This window comes from Aquipseudomonas alcaligenes NBRC 14159 (genome assembly GCF_000467105.1).
Taxonomy (GTDB): domain Bacteria; phylum Pseudomonadota; class Gammaproteobacteria; order Pseudomonadales; family Pseudomonadaceae; genus Aquipseudomonas; species Aquipseudomonas alcaligenes.
In genome coordinates this window covers 1-17,362 of record NZ_BATI01000013.1, presented here as the reverse complement: position 1 = coordinate 17,362, position 17,362 = coordinate 1, and the positions used below count along the sequence as shown (strand labels likewise).

General features: G+C 66.1%; 20 protein-coding genes and 1 pseudogene. 12 read left to right on the top strand and 9 right to left on the bottom strand.

What is annotated here, in order from left to right:
* The first annotated feature begins 42 nt into the window (after nt 1-42).
* The 3 genes from pdxH to PA6_RS09220 are packed head-to-tail and all read left to right on the top strand — an operon-like array spanning nt 43 to nt 1,410.
* The gene (gene pdxH / locus PA6_RS09230; protein WP_021700639.1) at nt 43-696 is read left to right on the top strand and encodes a pyridoxamine 5'-phosphate oxidase; all 654 of its coding nucleotides are present in this window, start codon (nt 43-45) and stop codon (nt 694-696) included.
* 17 nt (nt 697-713) lie between these two features.
* Nucleotides 714-962 carry a molybdopterin converting factor subunit 1 gene (gene moaD, locus PA6_RS09225; protein WP_021700638.1) on the top strand — a complete coding sequence of 83 codons (249 nt, stop codon included), beginning with the start codon at nt 714-716 and terminating at the stop codon, nt 960-962.
* A gap of 1 nt (nt 963) precedes the next feature.
* On the top strand, nt 964-1,410 hold the full coding sequence (locus PA6_RS09220; protein ID WP_021700637.1) for a molybdenum cofactor biosynthesis protein MoaE: 447 nt from the start codon (nt 964-966) through the stop codon (nt 1,408-1,410).
* 3 nt (nt 1,411-1,413) lie between these two features.
* Here PA6_RS09220 and PA6_RS09215 read toward each other — a convergent pair whose 3' ends face one another.
* Nucleotides 1,414-1,635 carry a DUF3079 domain-containing protein gene (locus tag PA6_RS09215; protein WP_021700636.1) on the bottom strand — a complete coding sequence of 74 codons (222 nt, stop codon included), beginning with the start codon at nt 1,633-1,635 and terminating at the stop codon, nt 1,414-1,416.
* Nucleotides 1,636-1,806: 171 nt separating this feature from the next.
* Between PA6_RS09215 and moaB the strand changes: the two genes are divergently transcribed.
* The 5 genes from moaB (at nt 1,807) to ubiT (ending at nt 6,169) form a co-directional block, all read left to right on the top strand.
* Nucleotides 1,807-2,361: a molybdenum cofactor biosynthesis protein B gene (gene moaB / locus PA6_RS09210; protein ID WP_021700635.1), complete on the top strand. Its 555-nt coding sequence runs from the start codon at nt 1,807-1,809 to the stop codon at nt 2,359-2,361.
* Nucleotides 2,358-3,590 carry a molybdopterin molybdotransferase MoeA gene (locus PA6_RS09205; protein WP_021700634.1) on the top strand — a complete coding sequence of 411 codons (1,233 nt, stop codon included), beginning with the start codon at nt 2,358-2,360 and terminating at the stop codon, nt 3,588-3,590. The genes moaB and PA6_RS09205 overlap by 4 nt, the downstream gene beginning before the upstream one ends.
* A gap of 236 nt (nt 3,591-3,826) precedes the next feature.
* Nucleotides 3,827-4,816, top strand: coding sequence for a ubiquinone anaerobic biosynthesis protein UbiU (gene ubiU, locus PA6_RS09200; RefSeq protein ID WP_021700633.1), 990 nt, complete (start codon nt 3,827-3,829; stop codon nt 4,814-4,816).
* Nucleotides 4,817-4,823: 7 nt separating this feature from the next.
* Complete coding sequence (locus tag PA6_RS09195; RefSeq protein ID WP_021700632.1) at nt 4,824-5,711, top strand: U32 family peptidase; 888 nt, start codon at nt 4,824-4,826, stop codon at nt 5,709-5,711.
* Nucleotides 5,708-6,169: a ubiquinone anaerobic biosynthesis accessory factor UbiT gene (gene ubiT, locus PA6_RS09190; RefSeq protein ID WP_021700631.1), complete on the top strand. Its 462-nt coding sequence runs from the start codon at nt 5,708-5,710 to the stop codon at nt 6,167-6,169. The genes PA6_RS09195 and ubiT overlap by 4 nt, the downstream gene beginning before the upstream one ends.
* Nucleotides 6,170-6,183: 14 nt before the next feature.
* Here the strand turns inward: ubiT and chrA are convergent, their stop codons facing one another.
* The 4 genes from chrA to arsB form a co-directional block, all read right to left on the bottom strand.
* Nucleotides 6,184-7,389, bottom strand: coding sequence for a chromate efflux transporter (gene chrA / locus PA6_RS09185; protein WP_021700630.1), 1,206 nt, complete (start codon nt 7,387-7,389; stop codon nt 6,184-6,186).
* A gap of 206 nt (nt 7,390-7,595) precedes the next feature.
* Nucleotides 7,596-7,832, bottom strand: a complete 237-nt coding sequence (locus PA6_RS09180) for a thioredoxin family protein (RefSeq protein WP_021700629.1) — start codon at nt 7,830-7,832, stop codon at nt 7,596-7,598.
* A gap of 24 nt (nt 7,833-7,856) precedes the next feature.
* Complete coding sequence (locus PA6_RS09175) at nt 7,857-8,861, bottom strand: permease (RefSeq protein WP_021700628.1); 1,005 nt, start codon at nt 8,859-8,861, stop codon at nt 7,857-7,859.
* Nucleotides 8,862-8,872: 11 nt separating this feature from the next.
* Nucleotides 8,873-9,952, bottom strand: coding sequence for an ACR3 family arsenite efflux transporter (arsB, locus tag PA6_RS09170; protein ID WP_021700627.1), 1,080 nt, complete (start codon nt 9,950-9,952; stop codon nt 8,873-8,875).
* A 105-nt stretch (nt 9,953-10,057) separates the two neighbouring features.
* Here arsB and PA6_RS24430 point away from each other — a divergent pair, with 105 nt between their 5' ends.
* From PA6_RS24430 to PA6_RS24195, 4 genes and pseudogenes are all read left to right on the top strand, one after another.
* Complete coding sequence (locus PA6_RS24430; RefSeq protein ID WP_021700626.1) at nt 10,058-10,840, top strand: metalloregulator ArsR/SmtB family transcription factor; 783 nt, start codon at nt 10,058-10,060, stop codon at nt 10,838-10,840.
* A gap of 56 nt (nt 10,841-10,896) precedes the next feature.
* Nucleotides 10,897-11,901, top strand: a pseudogene (locus PA6_RS09160) (ArsJ-associated glyceraldehyde-3-phosphate dehydrogenase).
* Between the two features lie 108 nt (nt 11,902-12,009).
* Nucleotides 12,010-13,233, top strand: a complete 1,224-nt coding sequence (arsJ, locus tag PA6_RS09155) for an organoarsenical effux MFS transporter ArsJ (protein WP_021700623.1) — start codon at nt 12,010-12,012, stop codon at nt 13,231-13,233.
* A gap of 1,372 nt (nt 13,234-14,605) precedes the next feature.
* Entirely contained in the window at nt 14,606-14,728 is a 123-nt protein-coding gene (locus tag PA6_RS24195; protein ID WP_255209919.1) for a hypothetical protein, read from the top strand.
* Nucleotides 14,729-14,742: 14 nt separating this feature from the next.
* Here the strand turns inward: PA6_RS24195 and PA6_RS09150 are convergent, their stop codons facing one another.
* The 4 genes from PA6_RS09150 to PA6_RS09135 all read right to left on the bottom strand — a co-directional run bounded on the left by PA6_RS09150 (nt 14,743) and on the right by PA6_RS09135 (nt 17,343).
* The gene (locus PA6_RS09150; RefSeq protein ID WP_021700621.1) at nt 14,743-15,069 is read right to left on the bottom strand and encodes a hypothetical protein; all 327 of its coding nucleotides are present in this window, start codon (nt 15,067-15,069) and stop codon (nt 14,743-14,745) included.
* Nucleotides 15,070-15,409: 340 nt separating this feature from the next.
* Nucleotides 15,410-15,826, bottom strand: a complete 417-nt coding sequence (locus PA6_RS09145; protein WP_021700620.1) for a putative zinc-binding protein — start codon at nt 15,824-15,826, stop codon at nt 15,410-15,412.
* A gap of 31 nt (nt 15,827-15,857) precedes the next feature.
* Nucleotides 15,858-16,535: a Crp/Fnr family transcriptional regulator gene (locus PA6_RS09140; protein ID WP_021700619.1), complete on the bottom strand. Its 678-nt coding sequence runs from the start codon at nt 16,533-16,535 to the stop codon at nt 15,858-15,860.
* A gap of 82 nt (nt 16,536-16,617) precedes the next feature.
* The gene (locus tag PA6_RS09135; RefSeq protein WP_021700618.1) at nt 16,618-17,343 is read right to left on the bottom strand and encodes a hypothetical protein; all 726 of its coding nucleotides are present in this window, start codon (nt 17,341-17,343) and stop codon (nt 16,618-16,620) included.
* Between the last annotated feature and the right edge of the window lie 19 nt (nt 17,344-17,362).

Sequence of the window (17,362 nt, the reverse complement as noted above, 5' to 3'; positions counted from 1 at the left end):
CGTGCCAGCAGACTGGCGCGGTCTCATTGTGGAGAAGTTGCCATGCACAGGAGCGATCAACTGAGCGGCATGCGTCGCCAGTACCAGGCCCATAGCCTGCTCGAACGGCAGGCGCCCGAGGCGCCGCTGACGCTGCTGCACGACTGGCTGGAGCAGGCCCTGGCGCACGAGCCGCCGCCGAGCGAGGCGAACGCCATGACCCTGGCCACCGTCGATGAACAGGGCCGGCCGCATTGCCGCGTGGTGCTGCTCAAGGGCATCGACGCCCGCGGGCTGGTGTTCTACAGCCATCACGGCAGCGCCAAGGGCCAGGAGCTGGCCGGCAATCCGCGCGCGGCGCTGCTGTTCCACTGGCCCGCGCTGGAGCGTCAGTTGCGCATCGAGGGCGAGGTCGAACAGGTGGCCGGCGAGGAAGCCGATGCCTATTTCGACAGCCGTCCGCTGCCCAGCCGGCTGGCCTGCTGGGCCAGCGAGCAGAGCCAGGTGATCAGCGGCCGCGGTGAACTGGAGGCGCGCCTGGCCCTGGCCAAGTACCGCTTCCTCGATGCCGAGCCACCGCGCCCGCAGGGCTGGGGTGGCTACCGGGTGGTCCCGCACAGCCTGGAGTTCTGGCAGGGGCGAGCCGATCGTCTGCATGACCGCCTGCGTTACCAATTGACTGCCGGGGGCTGGCGCCGCGAGCGCCTGGCCCCCTGAAAACGGAGGAGAGAAGGATGCTGGAAGTCCATTACTTCGCGGGCTATCGCGAGCGCCTGGGGCTGGATCGCGAGCGCCTGGACTGGCAGCCGCAGCTGGCCAGTGTCGAGCAACTGCGCCAGAGCCTGGTGGCGCGGGGCGGTGCCTGGTCGGCGCTGGCCGCGCAGAACCTGATGTGCGCGCGCAACCAGGAGCTCTGCGGGCTCGATCAGGCTCTGCAGGACGGCGACGAGATCGCCTTCTTCCCGCCCGTCACCGGAGGCTGAAATGAGCGTGCAGGTGCAGACGCCGAGCTTTTCCGCAGCGCAGCTGCTCGACCAGTTGCAGGCGCGCTGCGCCGGCGCCGGCGCCGTGGCCAGCTTCGTCGGCCTGGTGCGTGACTACGGCGATGCCGGGGAGGTGCGGGCGCTGTTCCTCGAACACTACCCCGGCATGACCGAGCGCGCGCTGGCCGCCATCGAGGCCGAAGCGCGGGCCCGCTGGCCTCTGCAGGACGTGTTGATCGTGCACCGCCACGGCCTGCTGCAGGCCAGCGAGCCGATCGTCTTCGTCGGCGTGGGCAGCGCCCACCGCCAGGCGGCCTTCGAGGCCTGCGCCTACCTGATGGATCAGCTGAAGACGCGGGCGCCGTTCTGGAAGAAGGAAATGGGCGAGCAGGGCGGCCAGTGGGTGGACGCGCGCGCCAGTGATGCGGCGGCGGCCCAGCGCTGGTAGCCCTCAGCTCGGTAGGCGCAGCGGTTGCTCGGTATCCGCCGCCGGTTCCGGCACCTCGATACCCCAGTCACCGTGCAGGTACCAGTCATCGCCGATCATCTCGGCCGGGTGCATGGTGCGGTCCGCGCCGTTGCCGCAGGCCAGCGAGTCCGCCGGGCAGTAGCGGTCGCACCCCCAGCAGATGCGTTCGGGGTGGCTGGGGTGCAGCGGAAATTTCTTGGCCATGTGAACACCTCGCGGCCTCTGTTTCGCGTTCAGGCTAGTGCCCGGACGGCTGGCAGCCTTGACCGGGGTCAAGGTTTGGCGAATCGCCCCCTGGTGATACCTCCATTGGGGAATGGGCGGTTCGCTCCCGCAGGCTCAGGCTGCACCCAGTCATACTGTGGAGGCGCCAACATGGCTCACCTGTCCAACCCCGAGTTCCAGGCACTGCGCATTGCTGTGCTGACCGTCAGCGATACCCGCAACCTGGCCAGCGACGGCTCGGGCCAGACCCTGATCGAGGCGCTGGAGGGCGCCGGGCACGCGCTGGCCGAGCGGGCACTGGTGCCCGACGACATCTGGCAGATCCGTGCACGCCTGTGTGCCTGGGTCGCCGATCCGCTGGTGCAGGTGGTACTGATCACCGGCGGTACCGGCTTCACCGCGCGGGACAACACGCCGCAGGCCGTGGCACCGCTGCTGGACAAGATGGTCGATGGCTTCGGCGAACTGTTCCGGCAGATTTCCCTGAGCGAGATCGGCACCTCCACCGTGCAGTCGCGCGCCCTGGCCGGCATCAGCAACGGCACCCTGGTGTGCTGCCTGCCCGGTTCGCCCGGCGCCTGCCGCACGGCCTGGAACGGCATCCTTCGCGAGCAGCTGGACTGCCGCACGCGGCCGTGCAACTTCGTTCCCCACCTCAAGCGCCTGCCCGAGCAGGCCACGGCGCTGTGCGGGTCGCGCGCATGAACGCCTGCGCGTGTGACCAGCCCGGGCTGCGCCCGGTCGATGAAGCCATCGCCGACCTGCTGGCCCAGGTGCCGACTCCGCCGGCGGCCGAATGGGTGGCGCTGGAACAGGCCCAGGGCCGCACCCTGGCCGAACCGGTACACGCCCTGCGGCCGATGCCGGCCTGGGACAACAGCGCCATGGACGGTTACGCGCTGCGTGCCGCCGACCTGCAGGGTGCGCCGGGTTACCTGCCGCTGGCCGGGCGTATCGCCGCCGGCGATGCGGCGCAGGAGGAGCTGCCACCGGGGCATGCAGTGCGCATCTTCACCGGTGCACCGCTGCCGCCCGGCGCTGACAGCGTGGTGCCGCAGGAACTGGTGCGGCTGGAGGGCGAGGGCGTGTGGCTGCCCGCCTGCACCAGCGGCGACCACGTGCGGCGGCGCGGCGAGGAATTCGAACGCGGCACCTGCGTGCTGCCGGCGGGCATCTGCCTGCGTGCGCCGCAGCTGGGGCTGCTGGCCAGCCTGGGGATCGCCGAGGTGGCGGTGCACCGGCGCCTGCGCGTTGGCCTGCTGAGCAGCGGCAACGAGCTGCGGGAACCGGGCGCGCCGCTGTATCCCGGGCAGATCTACGATGCCAACCGCTACAGCCTGCGTGCCGCGCTGCGCGGCTGGGGCCTGGAAGTGGACGACTGCGGCGTGCTGGAGGACGAACTGAGCGCCAGCCGCGATGCCCTGAGCCTGGCGGCCTCCGAATGGGATGTGCTGATCAGCTCCGGCGGCGTTTCGGTCGGCGAGGAGGATCACCTCAAGCAGGCGGTGCGCGAGCTGGGCGAGCTGCACCTGTGGCGCCTGGCCATCCAGCCGGGCAAGCCCTTCGCCTTCGGCCGGGTGTGCGGCACGCCGTGGATCGGTCTGCCCGGCAACCCGGTGGCGGCGCTGCTCACCGCCCTGGTGGTGGCGCGGCCCTTCCTGCTGGCGGCGCAGGGGCGCAGCAACGTGCTGCCCCGCGCGCTGCCATTGCCCGCCGGTTTCGCCTGGCCCAAGGCCAATGCGCGGCGCCAGTACCTGCGCGCCCGGATCGAGCACCAGGATGGCGAGCTGCGCGTGGTGCCCCATGCCCAGCAGGGGTCGGCCATGCTGAGCGCCATGAGCTGGGCCGAGGGCCTGGCCGTGGTCGAGGCGGGGCGCACCCTGGGTGCTGGCGAACTGGTGGAGTTTCTGGCGCTGGACACTTTGCTGGCCTGAGAACCTGTTCAAAGCCTGCTGCGCGTCGGCCAAACGACGTTGAAAACATCCCGGGACACGGCGTAGCGGAATGCTCATTTACCCTTCGTAAACTCCGCTTCCTTGGCTGTTTTCGCCGCCGTTTTGCTCTAGCTCGCGAGACTTTGAATCAGGTTCTGAGCGGCTTGACCGCAATCAAGGCGGGCAGGCCCACGGCGCCTAGAGTGGCGCATCGCCGTTGGAGCAGGAGTTGACTCATGCATCTGGTCTGTCCGGCGGGCAGTCTGCCCGCCCTCAAGGCTGCCCTGCAGCAAGGCGCGGACGCCATCTACGTAGGCTTTCGCGATGACACCAATGCCCGCCATTTCGCCGGGCTCAACCTGGACGAACGCCAGCTGGAGACGGGCCTGCAGCTGATCCGTCAGCGCGGTCGCCAGCTCTATGTCGCCGTCAACACTTACGCCCAGCCGCAAGGCTGGGCGCGCTGGCAGCGCGCGGTGGACCAGGCCGCCGCACTCGGGGTGGATGCCCTGATCGCCGCCGACCCCGGCGTGCTGGCCTACGCCAGCCGGCGCCACCCCGATCTCAACCTGCACCTTTCGGTGCAGGGCTCGGCCACCAATGCCGCCGCCCTGGCGTTTTATCAGCAGCGCTACAACATCCGCCGCGCCGTGCTGCCGCGGGTGCTGTCGCTGGCCCAGGTGCGCCAGGTGGCGGAGAAGAGCACGGTGCCGCTGGAGGTGTTTGCCTTCGGCAGCCTGTGCATCATGGCCGAGGGCCGCTGCCACCTTTCGTCCTATGTCACCGGCGAATCGCCCAACCTCTGCGGCGTCTGCTCGCCGGCCAAGGCGGTGCGCTGGCAGGAGGAGGCCCAGGGCCTCAGTTCGCGCCTCGGCGGCGTGCTTATCGATCGCTACGCGCCGGAGGAGCCGGCTGGCTACCCGACCCTGTGCAAGGGCCGCTTCCTGGTCGACGGCCAGCGCTTCCACGCGCTGGAGGAGCCGACCAGCCTCAATACCATCGACCTCATTCCGCAGCTGGCCGAAATGGGCATCGCCGCGGTGAAGATCGAGGGGCGGCAGCGCAGCCCGGCCTATGTCGAGCAGGTCACGCGGGTCTGGCGCGAGGCGCTGGATGCCCATGCCGGCGGCCGCTTCGCCGTGCAGGAACGCTGGCGCAAGGACCTGGCGGGGCTGTCCGAAGGCAGCCAGACGACCCTCGGCGCCTATCACCGATCCTGGCAGTGAGGAGCCTATGAAACTGAGTCTGGGACCCGTGTTGTTCTACTGGAGCCGCAGCAAGCTGCTGGATTTCTACGCCGAGATGGCTGCCCAGCCGCTCGACATCATCTACCTGGGGGAAACGGTCTGCTCCAAGCGGCGTGCGCTGTCGCTGGACGATTGGCTTGGCCTGGCCCGCGAGCTGCGCGAATGCACCCGCGCCGAGCTGGTGCTGTCCGGCCTGGCGCTGGTCGAGGCGGCCTCCGAGCTGTCCAGCCTGCGCCGCCTGTGCGACAACGGCGAGCTGCTGGTGGAGGCCAACGACATGGGCGCGGTGCAGCTGCTCGCCGAGCGCGGCCTGCCCTTCGTCGCCGGGCCGGCGCTCAACCTATACAACGCGCATGCCCTGCGCGAGTTGCTGGAGTGCGGCCTGCAGCGCTGGGTGCCGCCGGTGGAGTGCTCCGGCCGCCTGCTGCAGGACTGCCTGCAGCAGCTCGATGCCCTGCAGATCGCGCGGCCCGAAGTGGAGCTGTTCGCCTACGGCCATCTGCCGCTGGCCTACTCGGCGCGCTGCTTCACCGCGCGGGCGGAGAACCGGCCCAAGGACGACTGCCAGTTCTGCTGCCAGAACTACCCGGAGGGCATCCCGTTGCTCAGCCAGGAGGCGCAGCCACTGTTCACCCTCAACGGCATCCAGACCATGTCCGCCGAGGTCGGCAACCTGCTGGCCGACTATCCGTCGCTGGCCGCCTGCGGCGTTGATGCGTTGCGCCTGAGCCCGCGCAGCGAAGGCATGGGGCAGGTGATCGGCGAGTTCGCCGCGGTGCGTGACGGGGCGCTGCCGCCGCTCGCGGTCAGCGGCTGCAACGGCTACTGGCATGGCCGCCCCGGCATGCTGACGGTCGAGGGGGTAGGGCTATGAGCTTGGCGCAGTGGCTGGTGAAACTCGGCGAGCCGTTGCTGCCGTACGGGCGCCACGTACCCTTCGCCGTGCAGTGCCGGGTCATCGAGCTGGCGGCCGCGCGCCTGTTCGCCGCGCCGCTGGCCGAGGGCGCCTTCGACCTGCTGCAGGAGCGCTGGTTGCGCCTGGAGGTCAGCGATCTCGGGCTGGCCTGGTGCCTCAGCTGCCAGGGCACGCAGCTGCGCGTGGCGCAGCGCGAGGCCGTGGATGTGTGCATCCGCGGCACCTGGCGCGACTTCCTGTTGCTGGCCAGCCGCCAGGAGGACCCGGATACCCTGTTCTTCCGTCGGCGCCTGGTGATCGAGGGCGACACCGACCTGGGCCTGGGCGTGAAGAACCTGCTCGACGGCCTCGACCCCGACCAGCTGCCGCCCAGGCTCTGGCGACTGGTGCGTGAGCTGGGGGCGGCGGTGCACTGACGCCGGCGCTGTACCTACAGCAGGCTGCTCAGCAGCGCGCCCAGGGCGCCGCTGCCGAGTACTACCAGCCAGGGCGGCAACTTCCAGAACAGCAGGGCAGTGAGGGCCACGAGGGCCAGGCCGAAGTCCTCGGGGCGGTGAATCGCGCTCGTCCAGACAGGCTGGTACAGCGCTGCCAGCAGCAGACCGACCACCGCCGCGTTGACCCCCATCAGTGCCGCCTGCGTGCGGCGGTTGCGCCGCAGTTGCTCCCAGAACGGCAGCGCGCCCAGCACCAGCAGGAACGAGGGCAGGAAGATTGCCAGCAGGGCGACCAGGCCGCCAAGCCAGCCGCCCGGCGCCTGGTTCATCGAGGCACCGAGAAAGGCGGCGAAGGTGAACAGCGGGCCGGGAACGGCCTGCGCCGCGCCATAACCGGCGAGGAAGGCGTCGCCGTCGACCCAGCCTGTTGGCACCACCTCGGCCTGCAGCAGCGGCAGCACCACATGCCCGCCACCGAAGACCAGCGAGCCGGCCCGGTAGAAGGCGTCGACCATGGCCAGCAGCGGGCTGGGGAACAGGCTGGCGAGCAGCGGCAGCCCGAGCAGCAGGGCGCAGAACAGGACCAACCAGAGCAGCCCCGTGCGGCCCCGGATGTTGATCGGCAATGGCTCATGCGCCGTGCCCGGCTGTGGTCGGAACGCCGCCAGGCCGATGAGCGCGGCGACGATGATGACCCCCACCTGGCCCCAGGCCGACGGTACGAGCAGCACGCAGCAGGTCGCCGCCACCATGATGGAGAGGCGTGGCACATCGGGGCACAGCGTGCGCGCCATGCCCCACACGGCCTGGGCGACCACCGCCACGGCGACCACCTTCAAGCCGTGCAGCACGCCGGCCGGCATGGCATCGCCATAGCTGGCGATACCCAGCGCAAAGAGGATCAGGGCAATCGCGGAGGGCAGGGTGAAGCCCAGCCAGGCAGCCAGCGCGCCCGCATAGCCCGCGCGCGACAGCCCCAGCGCCATGCCCACCTGGCTGCTGGCCGGCCCCGGAAGGAACTGGCACAGGGCGACCAGATCCGCATAGCTGCGTTCGCTCAGCCAGTTTCGGCGCACCACGAACTCGTCGCGGAAGTAGCCCAGGTGAGCGACCGGGCCGCCGAATGAGGTCAGGCCCAGGCGCAGGAAAATCAGGAAAACAGCCCAGGGGCTACGGTGGGTGGCGGTGTGCTCGGTCATGGTGGTGTGGCTTGAGCGGTTGCGGGCTGGCGAGAGTGGCAGCCTGGGAGATTCTTGTCAGCCCTGTGCCGCGGGCGTCGAGTCACGGCGTTGCCCGCTCACCCCGGTCGCGGCGGGCCGCCCAACCCTACTGCATGGCCGATGACGAATGTGTGACAGGGCCGGCGCGGCGGGTGCCAGCGCGGATGAACGCGCTGGCGAGCGCTTCAGCGGTCCTTGAGCAGCGCCTCGATTTCGGCCGGGCTGAGTACCTTACCCATGGCCACCACCTGATCGTCGATGGCCAGCGCCGGGGTCGACATCACGCCCATGGCGGCGATCTCGCTGATCTCCGTGACCTTGATCACCTCGGCCTCGCGGCCCAGGTTGGCCAGGGCGGTTCGGGTGTTCTCGGTGAGGGTGACGCACTTCTTGCAGCCGCTGCCGAGGATTTTGATGATCATGTGGGCTCTCCTGGAGTGACGAGATCAGAGGAACAGGTGGGCGAAGCTGTTGAACAGGAAGCCGATCAGCATGATGCCGGCCACCACGATGGTGAAGAACAGGGCGAGCAGGGGCGCCTTCACCACCTTCTTCAGCATGATCAGCGAGGGCAGCGACAGCGCCGTTACCGCCATCATGAACGCCAGTACCGTGCCCAGGCCGACGCCCTTGGCCACCAAGGCTTCGGCGATCGGCAGGGTGCCGAAGATATCGGCATACATCGGTACCCCGACCAGCGTGGCGAGCGGTACCGACCACCAGTTGTTCTGGCCGATCAGGGCGCTGATCAGCTCGGCTGGAATCCAGTTGTGGATGGCGGCGCCGATGCCCACGCCGATCAGGATATACAGCCACACCCGCTGGATGATGTCCGTGACCTGTTCGCGCGCATAGCGCAGGCGATCCGCCAGGGTCAGCTGTTCCGCGGGCAGGTCGAGCGCCCGGTGCTGGGTCACGAAGGCTTCGACGTAGCGCTCCATGCGCGCCCGGCCGATCAGGCTGCCGCCAATGACTGCCAGCGTGATGCCGAGCACCACGTAGGCCAGGGCTATCGACCAGTTGAAGATGCTGGCCAGCAGGATCATCGAGGCCAGGTCGACCAGTGGCGAGGAGATCAGGAACGAAAAGGTCACCGCCAGCGGCAGCCCGGAACTGGTGAAGCCGATGAACAGCGGAATCGACGAGCAGGAGCAGAACGGCGTGACCGTGCCGAGCAGCGCACCGGTGAGGTTGGCCCTGAAGCCGCGCATGCCGCCGAGAATGCGCCGGGTGCGCTCGGGCGGGAAGTAACTCTGCACCCAGGAGATGACGAAGATCAGCACCGACAGCAGGATGAAGATCTTGATCACGTCGTAGATGAAGAAATGCAGACTGCCGCCCAGGCGGCTGGCCATGTCCAGACCGAAGACCTTCTCGACCAGCAGGCGCACCAGCTCGGACAGCCAGTTCATGCGCAGTAGCTGGTCGTTTAGCCAGGCGAAGATGTCCATGGCTCAACTCCTCACGGGCGCGGCAGGGCGCGTTCGTACCAGGCGCGGCTGCGATTGACCATGCGTACCAGCCAGAGCATCACCGGTACCTCGATCAGTACCCCGACCACCGTGGCCAGCGCGGCGCCGGAGTCGAAGCCGTAGAGCACGATGGCCACGGCCACCGCCAGTTCGAAGAAGTTCGAGGCGCCGATCATGGTGGCGGGCCCGGCCACCTCGTGGCGCACCCGCAACCGGCGGCACAGCCAGTAGCCGAGCGCGGCGATGAACAGGGTCTGCAGCAGGATCGGCACGGCGAGCAGGCCGATCACCAGCGGCTGTTCGACGATGGCCTCGCCCTGGAAGGAAAACAGCAGCACCAGGGTGGCCAGCAGGGCTAGGATGGAGAAGGGCGAAATCTTCGCCAGCGCGGCCTGGAACGCCTCTGCACCGCGCTTGCGCAACTGCGCGCGGAGGAACTGGGCGATGGCCAGCGGGATGACGATGTACATCAGTACCGAGAGCAGCAGGGTGTCCCAGGGCACCGGGATCGACGAGACGCCCAGCAGCAGGGCGACGATGGGTGCGAAGGCGAACACCATGACCAGGTCATTCAGCGCGACCTGGGTGAGGGTGAAGTTGGCGTTGCCGTTGCACAGGTTGCTCCACACGAACACCATCGCCGTGCACGGCGCGGCGCCCAGCAGGATCAGCCCGGCCATGTAGCTGTCCAGCTCGCCGGCCGGCAGCCAGTCGGCGAACAGCACCTTGATGAACAGCCAGCCGATCAGCGCCATGGAAAACGGCTTGATCGCCCAGTTGACCAGCAGGGTGACAGCCATGCCGGCCTTCTGCTGGCGAACCTCATGCAGCGCCGCGAAGTCGATCTTCATCAGCATGGGGATGATCATCACCCAGATCAGCAGGCCGACCGGCAGGTTGACCTGCGCCACCTCCAGCGCGCCGATGGCCTGGGCGGCCTCGGGCACCACCAGGCCGAGTACGGTGCCGGCGACGATGCACAGGAACACCCACAGCGTCAGGTAGCGCTCGAAAAAGCCGAGCGGCGCGCCAGAGGCCTGTTTTGTCGCGACTTCACATGCAGGGGTCATCTTTTGCTGCCCATCCTCGGCTTACTAGTGGCTCAATAATATTCGCTTTACCGAATATATGAAGAATAATATATTCGCTGCCGTGCATATTTGATAGAGATCAACATGAGCCAGAAACAGCGTGTGCTCTTTCTCTGTGTAGCCAACTCCTCGCGCTCGCAGATGGCCGAAGCCCTGTTGCGCCACCTCGACCCTGAGCATTTCGAGGCCTTCAGCGCCGGCAGCGCGCCCACGCAAGTGGATGAGCGTGCGCGCGGCGCCTTGCAACAGCTTGGCATCTCTTGCGAGGGGCTGTTCAGCAAGTCCATCGGGCAGGTGGCCGGCGAGCCCTTCGACTACGTGATCACCCTGTGTGACAAATCCGCTCTGGAGTGCCTGGCGCTGCCCGGGGCGGGCGAGTACATCGCCTGGAATTTCGCGGACCCGGCGACCAGCACGCACAAGGACGCCTACCGCAGAACCCTGCACGAGATCCACGAGCGCCTGAAGATGTTCGTGCTGATCAAGAGCCGGCCGGCCGCGCCCGTGGCTGAAAGCGGCCTGCTGTCGCCGACCGAGCTGTTCAAATGCCTGGCCGATGAGACCCGCGCGCGCATCGCGCTGCTGGTCAGCCTGGAGCAGGAACTGTGTGTCTGCGAGCTGACCGCGGCGCTCGACGAGGCGCAGCCGAAGATTTCCCGCCACCTGGCACTGCTGCGGGGCAGCGGCCTGCTGGAGGACCGGCGCAATGGCCAGTGGGTCTACTACCGCCTGCATCCGCAACTGCCGGAGTGGGCGAGCGAGGTGCTCAGGCAGACCCTGGAGCACAACGCCGAATGGTTGCGCCAGGACGTCGAGCGTCTCTGGCAGATGCGCGACCGGCCGGGGCGCAAGCCCCTGTGCGCCTGACAGGCTTCACTACCACGCGTTCCACCTATCCGCTTCGCCGTTAACGAGGATTCACCATGACCATCAAAGTAGGCATCAACGGCTTCGGCCGCATCGGCCGCCTGGCCCTGCGCGCCGCCTGGGACTGGCCCGAGCTGGAGTTCGTGCAGATCAACGACCCGGCCGGCGACGCCGCCACCCATGCCCATCTGCTGAACTTCGACTCGGTGCACGGCCGCTGGCAGCACGAGGCGGGCAGCGACGGCGACGCCGTGGTGATCAATGGCAAGCGCATCCGCGTGACGGCCAACAAGGCCATCGCCGACACCGACTGAAGCAGCTGCGACCTGGTGCTCGAAGCCAGCGGCAAGATGAAGACGGTCGCCGTGCTGCAGGGCTATCTGGAGCAGGGCGTGAAGCGCGTGGTGGTCTGTGCGCCGGTCAAGGAGCCAGGCGCGCTGAACGTGGTGATGGGCGTCAACCAGCAGCTGTTCGATCCGGCGCAGCACCGCATCGTCACGGCGGCGTCCTGCACCACCAACTGCCTGGCGCCGGTGGTCAAGGTGATCCACGAAGCGCTGGGCATCCGCCACGGCTCGATCACCACCATCCACGATCTGACCAACACTCAGAGCATCCTCGACACGCCGCACAAGGACCTGCGCCGCGCCCGTGCCTCAGGGCTCAGCCTGATCCCCACCACCACCGGCTCGGCCACGGCGATTGCCGAGATCTTCCCCGAGCTGCGCGGCAAGCTGAATGGCCACGCCGTGCGCGTGCCGCTGGCCAACGCCTCGCTGACCGACTGCGTGTTCGAAGTCGAGCGCGCGACCAGCGCCGATGAGGTCAACGCGCTGCTCAAGGCGGCCGCCGAGGGCCCGCTGAAGAACATCCTGGGCTACGAGGAGCGCCCGCTGGTGTCCATCGACTACCGTACCGACCCGCGCTCCTCGATCATCGATGCGCTGTCGACCCTGGTGGTCAATGGCACCCAGGTAAAGGTCTATGCCTGGTATGACAACGAGTGGGGCTACGCCAATCGCGCGGTGGAGCTGGCGCGGCTGGTTGGTCAGGCCGGCTGATTGCCGTGTCCCGTCGCCACGCAGGGTGGAAAACGACCGTGGGTCTTTTCCACCTGGCCCGTGTCACTGCTGGTGTCCAATCAACGGGCGCCTCCACCAGGTCCGACCATGCACGCTCTCACCCGACTTTCCCCTGAAATCCGCCAGTACCTGCTGGTCACCGGCAACTACTGGGCCTTCACCCTCACCGACGGCGCGTTGCGCATGCTGGTGGTGCTGCACTTCCACGCGCTGGGCTACACGCCGCTGCAGATTGCCGCGTTGTTCCTGTTCTACGAGATATTCGGCGTGGTCACCAACCTGGTCGGTGGCTACCTTGGTGCGCGCCTGGGCCTGAACCGCACCATGAACCTCGGCCTGGGCCTGCAGGTGCTGGCCCTGCTGATGCTCACGGTGCCGGCCGCCTGGCTGACGGTGCCCTGGGTGATGGGCGCGCAGGCGCTGTCCGGCATCGCCAAGGACCTCAACAAGATGAGCGCCAAGAGCTCGATCAAGCTCCTGGTGCCGGGCAACCAGCAGGGCACGCTGTACCAGTGGGTGGCCATCCTCACCGGCTCGAAGAATGCGCTCAAGGGCGTCGGCTTCTTCCTCGGCGGTGCGCTGCTGGCGCTGCTCGGCTTCAGCGGCGCGGTGCTGGCGATGGCCGCCGTGCTGGCGCTGATCTGGCTGGGCAGCCTGATGCTGTTGAAGAAGGACCTGGGCAAGGCTCGCGCCAAGCCGAAGTTCCGCGACCTGCTGTCGAAGAGCCGGGCGATCAACATCCTGTCGGCTGCCCGCCTGTTTTTGTTCGGCGCCCGCGACGTGTGGTTCGTGGTGGCGCTGCCGGTGTACCTGAGCACGGTGTTCGGCTGGGACTTCTGGATGGTGGGTGGTTTTCTCGCTGCCTGGGTCATCGGCTACGGCATCGTGCAGTCCTTCGCGCCGCGTATCACCGGCAAACAACGCGGACAGGTGCCGGACGGCCGCGCCGCTTTCGTCTGGGCCGCGCTGCTGGCCGGCCTGCCGGCGTTGATCGCGCTGGGCCTGGCCGCCGGCTGGTCCGCGCAGCTGGTTCTGCTCGGCGGGCTGCTGCTGTTCGGCGCGCTGTTCGCGGTGAACTCCTCGCTGCACAGCTACCTGATCGTCAGTTACGCCAAGGAAGACGGCGTATCGCTGGACGTGGGCTTCTACTACATGTCCAACGCCCTGGGGCGGCTGATCGGCACGCTGCTCTCGGGCTGGGTATTCCAGGCCCATGGGCTGGTTGTCTGCCTGTGGGTCTCCAGCGCCTTCGTGCTGGCCGCTGCGCTCATCTCCAGCGCCTTGCCCAGGCATGCTGGGGCTGCGGGGTAGGGGAGGCGATCAGACTGCGGCCTGATCTGGATTTCGGAGTTGTCGGGTACCCAGGATTTTGCTGAGCTCTGGGAGAGGCAGATATCGGCCGATTCTGTTGAAAAACTCCCTTGACGATTTCCTTTGCCAAAGGTACGCAACTGAGGCTGAAATCTGACTCGTTGCGGTGGTCGAGCAGCTCTAGATTTCACGTAGAAACGTTCGATTAGGATGTTTTTCAGGCTGCGAACAAGCAGCTCTGCCGCACACCGAGTTTTTCAACAGAATTGGCTAGAAGCGGCCGCTCGAATACGGCTGCCTAAGACCCAAAATCCGAGCGCTCATATCTCCCCCTGAAGCGCTAATGTTTTACTCTGCGCAGAGCACAGGCCAGCCATGTTTTGAGCGCCAAACTTGCTCTCCAAGACGGAGAACAGTTTCTTTACATGGGCAATCAGCCATGAATCTGCTGAGTGTGAAAAAGTTAAATATCCACTCGTAGTTGTAAAGCGCTGGGTACTTAGAAAGTGCGAGGCCTGCGGTTCCTGGGTCGGCAAAGGTGTGGTCTCGGGCGCGAGCTTGCAAGTTCGATGCTAAACCAGAGTAGACGTATTTAGTGTTGAAGTATGGAGAGAGGCTATCCGAATAACGACTGGCTCTATGCTGAAGGTCGTAATTTCTGACCTTCGTAATCTTATGATCCTTTGCTCTTGAATAGGTAGGGCTCCAGATGGCTTGTTGCTGTAAAAGGCTAATAGGGGCGTTCGTGCTTATGTAGTACCAACCGGGTGTATTCGGGACTCCACCGAGGCGATGCCACTGATCATTTCTCAAGTCGATTTGCACGCTGGAGTGTGTGCTGTCGAGATAACTGGCCAGATCGTTCATACGGATCTCAATGCTGAAATGAAATCGTGCCATGAAGCGGCGCTGGTTTGAATGATGTCAAAAAATGTAAACGCTCTACAAGATTTAACTACTGCCTCTGAAACCCTAACCGTGGAGAGCCAGCCACTCCTCACGGTGCCGCCTCTTACGCTGTAGCTTTTGATCTGGAAGCCTCTGTAACATAGCGCGCATGTTCTACCTTGCTGAATCTTGGCCAATCAAGGTTTATGCGAACATCACGGCTAAAATCGGAGAGCCATTTGAACATTTTGGCAATACCCCTCGTCTCGCTCTGACGTCCCCATAACAAGGGAGTTAGATATAACTGACATAGAGACCATATTACCGCTTCCCACTCAAGCTGGTCTGCGTCTATAGAGTGAGTCGCTTTGGCTTAGATAGGTATCATTAAGCGGCAGCTTCTGGCCGATGAAGCGGACTTCCAAAACTGAACTCGGGTTCTGCTGATTGAGATGAACCCAAAGAGTGCGAATGCTGAGTCGCCATGTCGTTTCCCGATTACTACCAGCTGCCAGACAACAACCAGATGGCCATTCACCTGTTCGGCAATGTGGTACGCCCGGCGCCAGTAACGCAGTTGATCAGCGAACTGACGCGTGCTGCGTAAACCTATCCGCCTAGCTATTCAGCTAGCTCAGTGATGTAGTCGAACTTGATGATCTTGTGCCAGATCAGAAGGCTCAGGAGGGCAATAGGAAAGCCGGGGATGGAGAAAATCAAGATGTAGCCACGCGCCAACCATCCAAAGCGCCACTCCTTCGCTCGCTCCCAGACGTGCCCCATGATCTTGGCCAGCCAAACAGCGTAGAAAACACAGAAGAAGTAAATCGGCAACAGGCTTGGGCTTTTCCGCTCTCCGCCAAACATTATCCCGAGCAAGAACCAAGCTAGGCAGGCCAAGCACAGCACACCAGACCAGCGCACACAGAACACCAAGAAACCCTTCATCCCTTTTCCTTGCATTGATTCAGGCGGATGCTCGCCAAATACTCGGAGGCAAAGCTATATCAGGGCAACACCAAAAAGCCACTACCCACCAGACAAACCCATGCCTGGCGCACGGCAGCTGATGTAAGGATGCGGGAGCGTAACGGCTAGTCCTTCTCAAGCCTGAACAAGAACAGTCAGGAGTGATTGCTTTGGGTCGGCAAGCAGTCCTGGCTGAGCAACTTTTTTTGGCCGATAACGGCTGTTAACAGCGACCACCGCTTGCCCGTCACTGCCTTGGCGGCGATCCGTCTGCACCCCATGGCAGCCCTTTTCAGCCACTTGCTGAGCATCCCCTCTCTCAGCAAACGCCTTCCTCACCCACCGCCCTGGGGGCGTGAAAGCGCTTCTGCATGCGTTCGCTGCCCAGCAGGTCGACCACGCCGTGGTAGACCTGTTCGACCGTCTCGCTGCTGAAGTCCTCGCCGTAGCGTTTCTTCAGGCCGTACTGGCTGAGGACCAGATGCTGGCTGGCCTTGACCCCGTGCTGGTCGAGGCAGCCGCGCACGCATTGCAGCGGGCAGCCGTCGATGGCGAGGATCGGCCGGCCGCTGTTGGCCTTGCTGACCAGCGAGGCCACGCGTCCGCCGACGCCGGCGATGCACGACATTTCCGCCAGCCCGGCGCGGTCCAGGCGCACGGCCAGGGTGTTGGCCAGTTGCGCCACGTTGGAGCAGCCGGAGCAGGAGTAGACCAGGGGCAGTTTCGGGTCGTGCATGGGGAACTCCTCTCGTGGGACGCGATGTTGTCTATTCGTGGTAGTTGGCCAGGCTGGGGCGGTCGAGTACGCGGATCACCCGGCGCTCCATGGCGATCAGGCCGGCATCGATCAGGCGGTGCAGGATGCGCGAGAAGGTTTCCGGCTGGATGCCCAGCTGCGAGGCGATCAGGCGCTTGGGCACGCACAGCTGGATATGGCCGTTGCCGGCCTCCTGCTCCTGGCACAGGTAGCGCGCCACCCGGCGGCTGGCGTTGCCCAGGGTCAGGGTGTCGATTTCGTTGAGACGCTGGTGCAGGCGCACGCTGAGGCTGCCGAGCAGCTCCAGGCAGGCCTTGGGCTGCTCTTCCAGCACGCGGCGATAGTGCGCGCCGTCGATGCTGACCAGGCTGCTCGGCTTGAAGGCCGATGCGGTCACCGGGTAGTGGCGGGCGCCGCTGAACAGCAGGGCTTCGGCAAAACTCTGGCCGGGGGCGATGACCTCCACCAGCTTTTCCTGGCCTTCCGGCAGCACGCGGGTCAGGGTCATCTGGCCTTCGAGCAGCAGGTAGAAGCGGTCCGCCGTATCGCCCTGATGGAACAGGGCGGAGCCGGCTTCCAGGCGACGGTGGTTGGCCAGGCAGCAGACCTCCTGGAAGAGGGGCTCCGGCAGCCGGTCGAACAGATGGTGCTGGCGTAGAGACGCCTGGGTTGCGCAGTCGGTAAGCATGGTCCACCTCCATGTCCGGCATGGTAGGTGGGGGGCTGTGGTCGGCCCATTCCTCTGAGGCGCTACCTCCAAAGAGGCAGTTTCACTGCTCCGGCCGCTCCAGACGCTGCAGGCTGTGCAGCAGGCTGCTGCTGACATGGTGCAGCCAGGGCGCGCCAGGTTCGTGCGGTGGCGTGCTGTGCAGCCGGTCCAGATCGCTCAGCAGGTCGGCGATTTCCTCATGGCAGCGGGCGAGGCTGCTCAGCTCGTTGAGTGCGCCGTGGCAGCGCACCCGGCATTCCAGCAGCAGCGCGGGGCGGTCGATCTGCAGTGCCGCGGTGTCGCGCACGGCCAGCAGGCAGACCGTGCGCTGGCTGTAGGCATAGGCCTGGCCACAGAGGGCCAGCCAGCGCGCCACCGGCCCCGGGCCGCCGACGGCCAGTGCCGCGGCGAGGGCCAGGGTGCGCGCCAGCAGGCTCTCGGACAGCAGCAGGGCAATGCGTCGCAGGTCGTCGCCGCTGGCAGCCGGCAGCAACAGGGCGTAGCTGTGCAGCAAGGGCTGCAGGGCCGCGGCCTGTTGTTGCAGGGCATCGTCTGTGAGCAGGCACTGCAGTTGGCGCGTGCTCGCCTCCAGGCCGGCCAGGCTCTCCTGCAGGTGACGCCGGGCGATGCCATTGTCGTCGAGCAGGCAGTAGAGCAGGGCATGCTGGCCGAGGAAGGCCAGGCGATTGGCCTGATGCAGGGCCTTGATCTGCCGCTGGCCGCTGTCGAGCGGCGCTTCGAAGCCCGGCAGGCCGAGCAGCAGCAGGGAACGCAGGAACGATGCCATGGCCGCCTCCCGGTCTTAC